Annotated in this window: 13 protein-coding genes; 4 read left to right on the top strand and 9 right to left on the bottom strand. The window is 76.0% G+C overall.

Features of this window, described 5'->3' with window-relative positions:
* Positions 1-53 precede the first annotated feature (53 nt).
* Positions 54-1,160 (top strand): GTP 3',8-cyclase MoaA, encoded by a 1,107-nt coding sequence (moaA, locus tag AC3WT4_RS15785; protein WP_074809126.1) that lies wholly within the window; start codon positions 54-56, stop codon positions 1,158-1,160.
* A 100-nt stretch (positions 1,161-1,260) separates the two neighbouring features.
* Positions 1,261-1,533, top strand: coding sequence for a hypothetical protein (locus tag AC3WT4_RS15780; protein WP_143031189.1), 273 nt, complete (start codon positions 1,261-1,263; stop codon positions 1,531-1,533).
* A 167-nt stretch (positions 1,534-1,700) separates the two neighbouring features.
* Here AC3WT4_RS15780 and AC3WT4_RS15775 read toward each other — a convergent pair whose 3' ends face one another.
* The 4 genes from AC3WT4_RS15775 to AC3WT4_RS15760 all read right to left on the bottom strand — a co-directional run bounded on the left by AC3WT4_RS15775 (position 1,701) and on the right by AC3WT4_RS15760 (position 5,563).
* Positions 1,701-2,150, bottom strand: coding sequence for a molybdenum cofactor biosynthesis protein MoaE (locus tag AC3WT4_RS15775; RefSeq protein ID WP_492315883.1), 450 nt, complete (start codon positions 2,148-2,150; stop codon positions 1,701-1,703).
* Positions 2,147-3,466: a molybdopterin molybdotransferase MoeA gene (locus AC3WT4_RS15770; RefSeq protein ID WP_492315882.1), complete on the bottom strand. Its 1,320-nt coding sequence runs from the start codon at positions 3,464-3,466 to the stop codon at positions 2,147-2,149. The genes AC3WT4_RS15775 and AC3WT4_RS15770 overlap by 4 nt, the downstream gene beginning before the upstream one ends.
* A gap of 82 nt (positions 3,467-3,548) precedes the next feature.
* Entirely contained in the window at positions 3,549-5,024 is a 1,476-nt protein-coding gene (locus AC3WT4_RS15765) for an NCS2 family permease (protein ID WP_492315881.1), read from the bottom strand.
* Positions 5,025-5,083: 59 nt separating this feature from the next.
* Positions 5,084-5,563 (bottom strand): nucleoside deaminase, encoded by a 480-nt coding sequence (locus tag AC3WT4_RS15760; RefSeq protein WP_400110392.1) that lies wholly within the window; start codon positions 5,561-5,563, stop codon positions 5,084-5,086.
* Positions 5,564-5,959: 396 nt separating this feature from the next.
* On the opposite strand from AC3WT4_RS15760, the gene nhaA reads away from it, so the two are divergent.
* Complete coding sequence (gene nhaA, locus AC3WT4_RS15755) at positions 5,960-7,375, top strand: Na+/H+ antiporter NhaA (RefSeq protein WP_492315880.1); 1,416 nt, start codon at positions 5,960-5,962, stop codon at positions 7,373-7,375.
* 75 nt (positions 7,376-7,450) lie between these two features.
* Here the strand turns inward: nhaA and AC3WT4_RS15750 are convergent, their stop codons facing one another.
* On the bottom strand, positions 7,451-7,993 hold the full coding sequence (locus AC3WT4_RS15750) for a DsbA family protein (RefSeq protein WP_255438050.1): 543 nt from the start codon (positions 7,991-7,993) through the stop codon (positions 7,451-7,453).
* 34 nt (positions 7,994-8,027) lie between these two features.
* A complete protein-coding gene (locus AC3WT4_RS15745; protein WP_257419085.1) occupies positions 8,028-9,158 on the bottom strand; it encodes a T6SS phospholipase effector Tle1-like catalytic domain-containing protein in 1,131 nt (376 codons plus the stop codon).
* Between the two features lie 193 nt (positions 9,159-9,351).
* On the opposite strand from AC3WT4_RS15745, the gene AC3WT4_RS15740 reads away from it, so the two are divergent.
* Complete coding sequence (locus AC3WT4_RS15740; protein WP_492315879.1) at positions 9,352-10,473, top strand: M15 family metallopeptidase; 1,122 nt, start codon at positions 9,352-9,354, stop codon at positions 10,471-10,473.
* Positions 10,474-10,530: 57 nt separating this feature from the next.
* Here AC3WT4_RS15740 and AC3WT4_RS15735 read toward each other — a convergent pair whose 3' ends face one another.
* The 3 genes from AC3WT4_RS15735 to AC3WT4_RS15725 form a co-directional block, all read right to left on the bottom strand.
* Positions 10,531-10,812: an acylphosphatase gene (locus tag AC3WT4_RS15735; RefSeq protein WP_492315878.1), complete on the bottom strand. Its 282-nt coding sequence runs from the start codon at positions 10,810-10,812 to the stop codon at positions 10,531-10,533.
* A complete protein-coding gene (locus AC3WT4_RS15730; protein ID WP_061266925.1) occupies positions 10,809-11,285 on the bottom strand; it encodes a dsRBD fold-containing protein in 477 nt (158 codons plus the stop codon). The genes AC3WT4_RS15735 and AC3WT4_RS15730 overlap by 4 nt, the downstream gene beginning before the upstream one ends.
* Before the next feature lie 75 nt (positions 11,286-11,360).
* Entirely contained in the window at positions 11,361-13,355 is a 1,995-nt protein-coding gene (locus tag AC3WT4_RS15725) for a thioredoxin domain-containing protein (RefSeq protein WP_492315877.1), read from the bottom strand.
* Positions 13,356-13,416: the final 61 nt, after the last annotated feature.

Raw genomic sequence — 13,416 nt, 5'->3', positions numbered from 1 at the left:
CGGGGTGAGGCGCAGGTCACCGTCCCGGCGCGGCGGACGACTACCATCGGCCCATGACCGCCGTCTCGCTCGGGATGCCCAGGGTGCGGTCCGCCGCGCCTCCGGGCGCCCCGGACGGCCTCGACCCGGCCCGCCCGGCGACCGACGCGCTCGTCGACCGGTACGGCCGCGTGGCGCGCGACCTGCGCATCTCCATCACCGAGAAGTGCTCGCTGCGGTGCACGTACTGCATGCCCGCCGAAGGGCTGCCCGCGATCCCCCGCGAGGACCTGCTCACGCCCGACGAGATCGGCCGCGTCGTCCGGGTCGCGGTGGCGCGGCTCGGCATCACCGACGTCCGGTTCACCGGCGGCGAGCCGCTCCTGCGGAACGACCTCGCCGACATCCTGCGCGCCGCGCGCGCCGCCGCGCCGGGCGTGTCCCTCTCGCTGACGACCAACGCGATCGGCCTCGACAAGCGCGTCCGCGGGCTCGTCGACGCCGGGCTCGACCGCGTGAACATCTCCCTCGACTCGGTCGACCGCGCGCACTTCGCGCGCCTCACGCGGCGCGACCGCCTGCCCGACGTGCTCGCCGGGATCCGGGCCGCGCTCGACGTCGGCCTCGCCCCGGTGAAGCTCAACGCCGTCCTCATGCCCGAGACGCTGGCGGGCGCGGCCGACCTCCTCGCGTGGGCCGTCGAGCACGGCTGCCACCTGCGGTTCATCGAGCAGATGCCGCTCGACGCCGACGGCCGCTGGACACGCGACGACCTCGTCTCCGCGACGGACCTCCTGGACGTGCTGGGCACCCGCTTCGACCTGCTCGAGGTCGGGCGCGACGACCCGTCGGCGCCCGCCGAGGAGTGGCTCGTGGACGGCGGACCCCAGACGGTCGGCGTCATCGCCTCCGTCACGCGCTCGTTCTGCGGCGCGTGCGACCGCACCCGGCTCACCGCCGAGGGCACGGTGCGCTCGTGCCTGTTCGGCGACGACGAGACCGACCTGCGCGCGATCCTGCGCTCGGACGACCTCGACGAGGACGAGCGCGACGACGCCCTCGCCCGCGCGTGGCAGGGCGCGATGTGGCGCAAGCCGCTCGCGCACGGCAGCGACGCCCCGACGCTCGCCGCCGACGCCTTCGCGGCGACGACGCGCAGCATGGGCGCGATCGGCGGCTGAGCCGCGCACCGGCAGTGGTGGCGCAGATCATAGGGTGAAGCCGGTCACCTCGGTGCATCAGCCCAGGTCAGAGCCGCCGTCTCTTCCTACCATGGATCTCGTGACGACGATCTCTCCCGCACCCACCAACCGCCCCTCCTCCTCGATCTCCGGCGCGTCCTCGACGACCCCGGACAACAGCGCGTCCGCGCTCCCGATCTACCGCACCGACGAGCGGTCCGGCTCCTGGAAGGCCGGCACCAAGAGCGTCCTGGGCGCGGCCGTCGGCGCCGTCGTCGGGGTCGTCGTGCTGAGCTGGTTCGGTCTCGTCCTCGGGACCGCCGTCGGCCTCGGCATCGGCATGCTGCTCGACAACCGCCCCACCGCGCGCTGACCCGACCGTCCCCTCCCGGCCCGAGCGGCCGGGCAACCCGCCCGACATCGTCGTCGCCCGGCGGTCCCGAAGGAACTCACGAGAGGCGAGAAGTGGCCCCTCCCCGGCTCCGGCCGGGGGCCACTTCTCGCCTCTCGTCGTCTGGCCGGCGGTCCGGGGGCGTGGCCCTACAGCCCGACCCACTCCGAGACGCCGTCGTCGAAGTGCTGGCGCTTCCAGATCGGCACCTCGGCCTTGATGCGCTCGACGAGCAGCGAGCAGGCCTCGAACGCCTCGCGGCGGTGGCCCGCGGCCGCGGCCGCGACGAGCGCGACGTCACCGATCCCCAGGCTGCCGTACCGGTGGACCGCGGCGACCCGCAGCCCCGTCTCGGTCGACACGTGCGCGACGCAGCGCCGGATCACGGCCGTGGCGTCGGGGTGCGCCTCGTAGTCGAGCCGCGTCACGCCCCGACCGCCGTCGACGTCGCGCACCACGCCGCGGAACGTCACGACCGCCCCGCACTTCGGCCCCCCGACGGCCTCCTCGACGGCGCGCGACACGGCGTCGTCGAGCACGTCCGTCGTCACACGGCTGGGATCCGTGGGCGGCGCGCCGCCGTCCGAGTCCTGCGTCACAGCTCCCGCACCTCCACCTCGGTCCCGGCGTCCCACTCTGTCACGTCGGCCGGGACGTCCACGAGCACGTCCGCGCGCGCCATCGACGCGACGAGGTGGGAGCCCGCTCCCCCGACGACGCGCACCGTGCCCCCCGGACCCGTCGCGCCCCGCAGGAGCTGCCGCTTGCCCGCGGGCGAGGTCAGCGGCTCGGCGAGCACCGCCGTGCGCACGCGCTCGGCGCCGGGCAGGCCCGCGGCCCGCTCGAGCGGCTCGCGCAGGAACATCGCGAACGACACCTGCGCGCTCACCGGGTTGCCCGGGAAGGTGAGCACGGGCACCCCGTCCACGGTGCCGAACCCCTGCGGCCCGCCCGGCTGCATCGCGACCGAGCGGAACGTCACGTCCGACGACGCACCCCCGCCGAGGACGTCCTTGACCACCTCGTACGCGCCCTGCGACACGCCTCCCGACGTCACCACGAGGTCCGCGACCGCCGCGGCCTCGGCGAGCACGACGGCGAACCGCTCGGCGTCGTCGCCGCACCGGGCCGTGAGCACCACGTCGCCGCCCGCGCGCCGCACGGCGGCACCGAGCGCGTCGGCGTTCGCGTCGAAGACCTGCCCGGGGCCCGGGGTCTCTCCCGGGCCGACGAGCTCCGACCCCGTCGACAGGACCGCGACGCGCGGCCGCGCGACGACCCGGACGCGCCCGACCCCGCACGCCGCGGCGGCGGCCAGGTGGTGCGGCGCGAGGACCGCCCCGTCGGGCAGCAGGACGTCGCCGGGGCGGACGTCGGAGCCCGCCTCGCGCACGAAGTCCCCCGCGGCCCGCGGTACCCGGACCTCGACGGCCTCCGCCGTGCCCGGCGCGGCGAGAGCGTCTCCGGCCGCCGGACCGGTGCGGTCGTCCCGCGCCGCACCCGTGGGCGTGCGGGCGAACGTCCCGGTCGCGGTGTCCTCGACGGGCACGACGGCGTCCGCCCCCTCGGGAACGGGCGCGCCCGTCATGATGCGGGCGGCCGTGCCCGGCGCGAGCCGGGGCGGGACGCCGGGCGCCGCCGCGATCTCGGCGACCACGTCCAGCCGGACGGGGGCCTGCGCCCGCGCGTCGGCGACGTCCGCGGCGCGGACGGCGTACCCGTCCATCTGCGAGTTGCGGAACAGCGGGACGGCGACGGGCGCGACGAGGTCCCCCGCGAGGACCCGGCCGAGCGCGTCGGCGAGGTCGACGTCCTGGGTGCGGGCGCGCCGTCGGTCCGCGTCCGCGAGGGGTGCGAGGAGGGCCGCGACGTCCGCGCGGTGCTCGTCGACGCTCACCCGTGCTGTCCCGGCCATGCCCGTCCTTCCCGTTCCCCGCACGCCGACGGGCCACCCGGAGGAGCGGGCGACCCGTCGGCCGTGCGGTCGATGTCGAGGCTCAGCCTCCCACGACCGCGGTGAGCGGACCGCGCACGAAGTACACGACGAACCCGGCCGCGACCACCCACAGCAGCGGGTGGACGTCGCGCGCCCGCCCGCACGCGGTCCGCAGCAGGACCCACGTGACGAACCCGATGCCGATGCCGTTCGCGATCGAGTACGTGAGCGGCATCGTCACGATCGTGAGGAACACCGGCAGCGTCACCGTGAAGTCGGTGAGGTCGATCTCCTTGATCTGGCCCATCATCATCGCGCCCACGACGACGAGCACCGCGCTCGCGACCTCGATCGGCACCACCGCCGTGAGCGGCGTGAGGAACATCGCGACGAGGAAGAGCCCGCCCGTGACGACCGAGGCGAGGCCCGTCCGCGCGCCCTCGCCCACGCCCGCCGCCGAGTCGACGAACACCGTGTTCGACGACGACGACGTCGCCCCGCCGACGACCGCGCCCACGCCCTCGACGACGAGCGCCGACTTGATGCGCGGGAAGTTGCCGTCCGCGTCGGCGAGGCCGCCCTGCTTGGCGAGCCCCGTCATCGTGCCCATCGCGTCGAAGAAGTTCGTGAAGAACAGCGTGAACACGAGCATCGTCGCCGCGAGCGCCCCGATCCGGTCGAACGCGCCGAACGAGAGCTGCCCGAACAGGCTGAGGTCGGGCACCGACACGAGCGAGCTGGGCAGCGCCGGCACGGTGAGGTGCCAGCCGCCGGGATTCGTCTCCGACGCCGGGCCGAGGTGCAGCACGGACTCGGCGACGATCGCGACGACGGTCGTCGCGACGAGCCCGATCAGCAGCCCGCCCTTGACCTTGCGGGCCACGAGGACGCCCATGGTGAGCAGCCCGACGACGAAGACGAGCGTCGGGACCGAGGTGATGGAGCCGCCGTCGCCGAGCTGCACGGGCGGCCCGCCCGGGGTGCGCGTGACGAACCCCGCGTCGACGAACCCGATGAACGCGATGAACAGGCCGATGCCGACCGTGATCGCGGCCTTGAGCTGGCGCGGGACGGCGTTGAAGATCGCCGAGCGCGCGCCCGTCACGGCGAGCAGCACGATGAGCAGGCCGTTGACGAGCACGAGCCCCATCGCCTCGGGCCACGTGACGTCGCCGATGACGGCGACGGCGAGGAACGAGTTGATGCCCAGCCCGGCCGCGAGCGCGAACGGGAGGTTCGCGACGAGCCCGAACAGGATGGTCAGGCCACCGGCGGCGAGGCCGGTCATCGCGCCGACCTGCGCCGTCTGGAGCCAGCCGCCCGCGACGTCGACGGGCGCGTTCTCGGCGCTCGTCCCGCCGAGGATGAGGGGGTTGAGGATGACGATGTACGCCATCGCGAAGAAGGTCACCAGCCCGCCGCGGAGCTCGCGCCCCGTGGTCGATCCGCGCTCGGTGATCCGGAAGAAGCGGTCGAGCCGGCCGGCGGCCGGCCCCGTGCCGCGTGCGTCGTCGTTCCCGGCGGTCTGCCGCCGCATGCCGAGGAGAGTCACGTCCTTGTGCCCTTTCCCGAGGTACCGATCGACCGCGCGGCCGGTCAGTACTCGACCCGGGAGTCGAGGGCGCGCCAGGCGTCGAACGGCGCGGTGGCGGTGGCCGTGCGCTCGTGCACGACCTGCATGACCCGGTCGGCCGGGTCGGCGTCGAAGAAGTCGTAGAAGGCGGCGTCGTCGAAGCCGGCGCGCGCGGCGTCGTACCGGTCGGCGGCGTAGTGCACCGCGTGCACGCGCGCCCAGAGGGCGGACGCGAGGCACATGGGGCACGGCTCGCAGCTCGAGTAGAGCGTCGCGCCCGTGAGGTCAAAGGTGCCGAGCGCGGCGCACGCGCGCCGGATCGCGGTGACCTCGGCGTGCGCGGTGGGGTCGTTGTCCTGCGTGACCCGGTTGTTGCCCTCGAACACCTGCCCGTCGGCGGTGACGACGACGGCGCCGAAGGGTCCTCCGGCGTGCGCGACGCTGTCGACCGCGAGGGCGACGGCTCGGTCCAGGTGTGCTGTGTCCACGACAAGAGTGTCCATGGTGAGTCTCCACGGTTCGGGCAGCGACGCCGGGTGCTCCGCCTCCGGCGTCCGGGCTCGTCGGTGAGCCGGGAGGAGGCGGCCGGCGGGCCGCTGCAGGCGAGTTGTCACGTCCGCCTGGTAGGTAGCTGCCGGTGTCGGATCGATCGTGTCGACCACCGAGCGTGTCGCTCGGCCCGGGCCCGCCGTTGGCACTCTCGACGGTAGCAGCGCGTGACGGACGCCACAAGGGTTTCGGAAGAACTTTTCCGAGATGCGGATATGTCGGACGGACAGAGCCCCGCGCTCGATGCTCCCGCGAGGTCTGTTGCGGAAGGATCTGCCGCCCGGAAGAGTTGTCCCAGCGCAGGTCCGACGCCCGGGGCGTCGCCCCGTCCCGACCCACCCGGAGGCCCAGTGACCGAGCCCGCTCCGCCGTCGTCCCTCCCCGTCGTCCGCGTCCCCGCCCGACCGGGCCCGCCGCTGCGCTTCCAGCTCCGCCCCGTGGCGCCCTCGCTCCGCTCGTTCCTCGCGACCGAGGCGGGCGGCGCCGTCCTGCTCCTCGCCGCCACGGTCGTCGCGCTCGTGTGGGCGAACTCCGCGTGGTCCGGCGCCTACGACGCGCTCTGGTCCACGGAGGCGGGCTGGCGCGTCGGGCCGTGGACGTTCGAGATGGACCTGCACCACTGGGTCAACGACGCCGCGATGGCCGTGTTCTTCCTCGTCATCGGCCTCGAGATCAACCGCGAGGTGACGAGCGGCGAGCTCCGCAACCGCCGCACCGTCGCCGTCCCGGCGCTGGGCGCGCTGGGCGGCCTCGCCGTGCCCGCGCTGATCTACCTCGCGTTCAACGTGGGGTCCCCCGCGCAGCACGGCTGGGGCATCGTCATGTCGACGGACACCGCGTTCCTCGTCGGCATCCTCGCACTGTTCGGGCCGCGCTGCCCCGACCAGCTCCGGCTCTTCCTCCTCACGCTCGCCGTCGTCGACGACATCGGCGCCATCACCGTCATGGCGCTCTTCTACACCGACGACCTGTGGCTCCCGGGGCTCGGCGTCGCCGCCGTGCTCGTCGCCGTGATCCTCGTGCTGCGCTGGCTCGGCGTCTGGCGCCTCACGCCGTACGCGTTCGCCGGGATCGCGCTGTGGGGCGCGGTGTACGCCTCGGGCGTGCACGCGACGCTCGCGGGCGTGCTCGTGGGCCTGCTCGTGCCGTCGGGCTCGTCGCGACCCGTGGACGTCGCCGTCGTGCCGAAGTACGCCAAGCGGCTCGCGCAGGAGACGACGGCGGAGCGCGAGCACCTCACCGAGCTCGCCGCGCGCGCGGCCGTGCCCACGAGCGAGCGCCTCCAGCGCGTGCTGCACCCGTGGAGCGCGTACGTCGTCGTGCCCGTCTTCGGCCTCGCGAACGCGGGCGTGCGGCTCGACGGCGAGTCGCTGCGCGCCGCCGCCACGTCGCCCGTGACGATCGGCGTCGCCGTCGCGCTCGTCGTGGGCAACGCCGTCGGCATCTTCGGGGCCGCGACGCTGGCCCTGCGGCTCGGCCTCGGCGACCTCCCGGGGCGGGTGCGCTATTCCCACCTGCTCGGCGGGGCGATCCTCGCCGGCATCGGGTTCACCATCTCGCTCTTCATCGCCGAGCTCGCGTTCGACGACGAGGCGCTCATCGAGCAGGCCAAGATCGGCATCCTCGCGGGCTCGCTCGTCGCCGCCGTGCTCGGCTCCGTGGCGCTCCGGCTCTTCGGCGAGCGCTGGCCCCTGTGCTCGCCCGGGGCGGACGGCCCGCCGCCCGAGCTGCCGCCGCTCCCCTGGCACCCGCCCGCGACCACGTGACCGCACGGCGCGGCGCGGCGCGGCACGGCGCGGGCCGGGGTCCGGCCGGCCGGGCGCTCGGGCCTGCGCGGTGACCTACGACCGCGCGGCGGCGATCGCGGCCCGCAGGCCCTCGGCGGTGACGCGGCCGCGGTAGCGGACGCCGTCGACGAAGAGCGTCGGGGTGCCCTGCACGCCGACCGCGAGCGCGTCGGCGTAGTCGCGCTGCACCGGGGCGGCGTGCTGCTGGGCCGCGTCCCCGACGACCGACGCGCCGTCGAGCCCGAGCTCCTCGGCCCGCTCGGCGAGCCCGGCCTCGCCGAGCTGGTCCTGGTGCGCGAACAGCGCGGCCTGCATCTCCCAGAACCTGCCCTGGGCGGCGGCCGCCTCGACGGCGAGCGCGGCCGACAGCGCGTGCGGGTGGATCTCGAACAGCGGGAAGTGGCGGAACACGAGGCGCACCCGGCCGCCGGAGGACTCGACGACCTGCCGCAGCACCGGGGCGGCGGCGGCGCAGTACGGGCACTCGAGGTCGCCGAACTCGACGATGGTGACGGGCGCGGCGGGGTCCCCGAGGACGTGCGCGTCGGCAGGGACGAGCTGCTCGGCCGGGACGCGGTCGGGGGTCTGCTCGCTCACGCTGCCCAGCATGGCACGCGGGCGGCACCCGTGGTCAGGCGAGGGCGAGCGGCCGGGTCTCCTGGGCGGCGCCCGGCACCGGCTCGACGAGGCGTGCGAGGTCCGGGCCCGCGCTGTCGCGCCACCAGCCGAGGTTCCGCGCGTGGCGCGCGTAGACCGACGCGGGGTCGGCGCTGAGCGTCACGGCCGTCTCGGCGAGGAGGACGGCGTCGACGGTCTCGGGCGGGGTCGGGACGCCCGCGAGGACCCGCAGCGCGCCGCGGAAGCGCGGGCGGTGGTGCAGGCGCTTGACGAGGTTGAGCGCGCCGAAGAGCAGCCCGGGGCGGACCCGGCAGACGAGCTCGTCGTCGCGGTGGAGCTGCGCGCGCAGGCGCTCCTCATCGACGACGAGACCGCGCGCGACGGCCTCGCCGAGCATCCACAGCAGCGCGGTGTCCGAGAGGGCGCGCGCCCGCGCGCCGCCGCCGACGTCGCTGTGCCCGCCGGGGAACCAGACCTGCTTGACCCGGGACGCCATGGCCACGGGCACGTCCCACAGGCACGGCTCGAACGTGATGCGGCGGTCGTCGATGGCGAGCGCCTGGCGGGCGCACCGGACGTCGGTCGACAGACGCAGGTCGTGGAACCGGCTGCGGCGGCGTGACAGCCCGGGGACGCCGAGCGCACCCACCGTGTCGAACACCCCGAGGAACGCGACGGGCACGTGGTCGTGGCAGTACGCGGCGCGGAACGTGCGGGCACGCTCGGCCCGGCGGGCGGGGTCGCGGTCGCGGTAGACCTCCTCGGCCTCGCACAGGTGGTCGCGCGCGAGCGCGTCCTGGGTGAGCAGCCCGACGGTCGCGACCATGCCGACGACGCTGCGCGCCGTGTACGCGCCGCGGCTGAACCCGAAGACGTAGATCTCGTCGCCGGGCTCGTAGTTGAGCGCGAGATGCCGGTACCCCGCGACGACGTTGCGCGTCAGGCCGTACCCGAACGCCCCGCCGAGGAGCCGGTCGACGAGGTAGCCCTGCGCCCCGACCCCCTCGACGGAGAACACCATCTGCTGGACGCCGTCCGGTCCGATGCCGGTGCGGACCGAGCGCGCGATCTTCTCGATGTTCGACACGCTCGCGTTCACCGGCGAGTTCCACGTGCCGTCGCAGCACAGCACCAGCCGCTTCATGGTCCCTCCTCGATCCGCCCCCGGCGGCGCGTCGGGGACACCATCTGGGGAGGGTCGTCGCGCCCCGGCTGATGCACGACGGCGCCCGCCGACGCACGGACCGGTCGGGGTTCGTGAGCAAGCCGTGAGCGTGTCCGTGCGCACCCCCGGATCCGTCCGGGACGGTCGCCGTCGTGCCGTAGGTTCTGGCGGTGTGACCGCCACGAGCACCGCCCCGCCCGCCGGCCCCGCGGACCACCCGCCGGGTGGTCGGGAGCGCCGGCACGCGCGCGAGCCGCGCCGGCACCGGGGCGCGTGGATCGCGGCCGTCGTGGCGCTCGTCCTCGTCCTCGGCGGGGGCGGCGGGGCGTTCGCGTGGTACCGGGACACGGAGTACGACGCGCTGGCCGACCGGACCGCGACCGCCGAGGACCTCCTCGCGGCGTCGGACGGGAAGGTCGCCGACCCGGCGGTCCGGGCCGCGCTGACGACCGAGGTGGACGACGCCCGCGCCCTGCTCACGGCGCCGTTCCTCGACCGGATGACCACGGGTACGGACGCGGCGGACCGGTCGCTCGTGTCGGCCTCGGACGCCGTGCACGCCTCGATGCTCGACCACGCGCGCGACGAGGTGACCGCGGCGCGCGCGAGCCTCGCACCCGCCCGCGAGCTCGGCGAGAAGATCTACGCCGCGACGGAGGGCCTCGGCGCCGACGAGGCGGTCCGGGCCCGGCTGCGCGACGCGCTGGACACCGCGGCCGCGGCCGACGACGCCGCGGAGGCGGGGCTCGCGGGCGACGACCTCGCGACGCTCGAGCAGGCGGTGCTCGACCTGGGCGCGGGCCTCGGGGTCGTGAGCACGTCGACGGAGGAGACGTCGGTCGCGCAGGACGCCGTCTCGTGCCCGGCGCCGGACCAGGTGTGGGACCCCGACGGCGGCCGGGTGCCCGACTCCGCCCTCGCGCCGATCCCGTGGTCGCCCGGCGACCGGGTGCGCGCCGACGTGCTGGACGGGCTCGTCGCCCTCGACGCCGCGCACGTCGAGCGGTTCGGCGTGCACCTGACGATCAACTCCTCCTACCGGACGTTCGAGGAGCAGCAGGGCCTGTACGACCCGTCGTCGCCGATCGCTGCGCCGCCCGGGTGCTCGAACCACGGGCTGGGGTTCGCCGTCGACCTGGGCGGCGGCGTCCAGGCGTTCGGCACCCCGCAGTACGAGTGGCTCAAGCAGCACGCCGAGACCTACGGCTGGACGCACCCCGACTTCGCCGAGCCCGACGGGCGCGTGCCCGAGCCGTGGCACTGGGAGTCCGTGCTGGCCCGCGCGGACGGCTGAGCGCGGCGCCGTTCCGGGTAACGCCGAGGAGCGCCGAGGAGCGCCGGGCGCGAGTCCTCAGGAGGCGTGCGCCCGCTCGACGTCGACGTGCGTGACGTCGCCCGGCGTCGGGCCGTCCCGCAGCCAGGCGACGAGGCGGTCGACGGCGTCCGGCGCCCCGGACGCGACGACCTCGACGGTCCCGTCGGGCCGGTTGGTCGCCGTGCCGTCGAGGCCGAGCACGGCGAGCCGCTCGCGCGTCGCCCAGCGGAAGCCGACGCCCTGCACGCGCCCGTGCACGAGCGCCCGCACCGCGGCGTCCGCAGCACCGGGTGCCGCGCCCCCGCCCGGGCGCGTCACTGGTGCACGTGCGCCGGGGCGCCCGTCGACGACGCGATGTCCGACTCGGCGTCGTCCAGCAGCCGGTCCGCGAGCCGGCGCAGCGCCCGCCCGACGGCGATCTCGTCGCCGATGAGCGGGACGTCGCGGTCGTGCGGGTCGCGCCTCGCCCGCCCGACGGTCCGCACGTGCTCGGGCGTCTCCGCGACGAGGACCGCCTCCGCCGTGGTCCGGCCCTCCGACTCGACGACGCTCACCTGCACGCGCCACACCTTCGTGGTGTCCGTGCCGTCGCCCGTCTCCGCCCCCGGGACGTGCTCGACGTAGCTGTCCGACCCCGGGTAGACGAGCGTCCGCTCGCCCGTGTCGGCCCACTCGACGAGGTACGGCGGCGAGCCGTCCTCGTGCCGCAGCTCGACCACGACCCCGTCGCGCACCGCCCCGCCGACGACGCCCGAGGCGGTCACGATCCTGTCCCCGACCGATGCCCTCATGGCTCCTCCTCGTGCCGCACCGCTCTTCCATCATGCGACCGTGGTCCGTGCCCTGCACCCCGGTGCGCGGGGACGTCACGCCCCGAGCTGGGCCCGCAGCGCCGCGGGGTCGTGCACGGGGAGCCGGCACACGAAGTCCGCGCACAGGTAGGCGCCTGGCCCGCGGTCGGCGAGCAGACCGACGCCGTCGGCGGCGAGGGCCGCGGCGTCGCCGGGCGTCGCGGCGAGCAGCAGCCCGCCCGGGTGGTACCAGTCGCGCGCGGCGGCGAGGAACCCCTCGCGCCGGTCGGCGTCGGCGACGACCACGAGCTGGTGGGGCGGCTCCGCGAGCCCGACGGCGACGCGCAGCACGCCCGCCGCGCCGAGCGGGTGCTCGCTCGCGGAGGCGGACGCGGCGACGTGCGCGAGCGCGGCGTCCCGGTAGCGCGGCTCGCCCGTCGCGAGGTGCGCGAGCAGCGCGGCCCGGGCGGCCGCCGTCGTGCCCGAGGGCACCGCGCCCTCCGACGGGTCCGCCGCCGCTCCGGCGGCCAGCCCGAGCTCGGTGAGCACCGGGTCCGTGCCCTGCGGGGGCGTGAGGTCGCCGTCCGGGCCGACGGTCGCGTCGACGAGGCGCAGGCCCTCGCGCACGTACCGCACCTCCCCGGTGAGTCCCCCGAGCACGAGGAGCGCCGCCGCGAACGCGCCGTGGTCCTCCAGCGTCGCGACGGCGTCCGAGACGACGCCGCCCTCCGACGCCCGCACGAGCGACCCGTCGGCCCGGACGTGGGTCGCGAGCAGCCGGTCGGCGGCCGCGCGCGCGGCGTCCGTGAGGTCGGGCAGCGCCAGGTGGTGCCCGGCGCGCGCGAGCGCCTCGATCGCGAGCGCGTTCCACCCCGTGAGCACCTTCGTGTCGAGCGGGGGCGGCTCGTGGTGCGCGCGCTCGCCCGGCGGGAGCAGGTGGTACCCGCCCTCGACGCGCTCGCCGTCCACGACGGACTCCGAGTCCTGGGCGCTCGCGAACGCGCCGTCGGCCAGGCGCAGCACGCGCAGGAGGAAGCGCCCGACGTCGCCCGCCACCTCGGCGGTCGCCTCGCCCGGGTCCGGCGTGCCGGGCGCCTCGGCGGGCGTGCGCAGCGGTCCGTCCACGGGTCCGGTGCGGCGCAGCACGGCGAGCGTCGTCGCCGCCGAGAGCAGCTGGGCGTTGTCGTAGAGCATCCGCTCGTAGTGCGGCTCCGACCAGTCGGGCCGGGTCGCGTACCGGAAGAACCCGCCGTCGACGTCGCGCAGCGGGCTCGCCGCCATCGCGTCGATCGTGCGCCCCGCGAGGACGAGCGCGCGCCGCGCGACCTCCGGGTCCACGACGGACGACGCGGCGACGTCGAGCAGGAGCTCGAGCGCCGGGGCGACGGGGAACTTGGGCGCGCCGCCGAAGCCCCCGTGCACGCGGTCCTCCGCCGCCTCCAGCCGGTCGACGACCCGCCGGGCGTGCTCGGCCGGGTCGGCCACGAGCCCGCCGTCGGCGGCGGCGGACGTCCCCGAGCCGTCGACCGCCGTGGCGGCCGCGCGGGGCACGCCCGTCCGGCGGCCCGCCGCCGCGTCGCGCAGCGCGGCGCGGATCGCGTCCCCGGTCTCGACCGCCTGGTCGCGCCGCTGCTCCCAGGCCTGCGCGACGGCGTCGAGCACGTCCCGGAACGCGGGTCGCCCGGCGACGGGGACGGGCGGCCAGTACGTGCCCGCGTAGAACGGCGCGCCGTCGGGCGTCGTGAACACCGTGAGCGGCCAGCCCAGGTCCGGGGTGAACGCGCTCGCCGCGGCGAGGAGGCTCGCGTCGACGTCGGGGTGCTCCTCGCGGTCGACCTTCACCGCGACGAACCCGCGCGCGAGGAGCGCTCCGACGTCCGGGTCCGAGAAGCTCTCGCGCGCCATGACGTGGCACCAGTGGCACGTGGCGTACCCCACCGACACCATGACCGGCACGTCCCGGCGGCGCGCCTCCGCGAACGCCTCGGCGCTCCACGGGTACCAGTCGACCGGGTTGCCGGCGTGCTGGCGCAGGTACGGGCTCACGGCGGCGGCGAGGCGGTTGACCATGACGTCCAGCCTCCCAGGTCGACGCGACGCTCGCGGCCCGGGCCGTCGGAGTCGTCTGCTC

It is taken from the genome of Cellulosimicrobium sp. EB106-03-01-XG111 (genome assembly GCF_058792115.1).
This window is presented reverse-complemented; position numbering and strand designations above follow the sequence as displayed.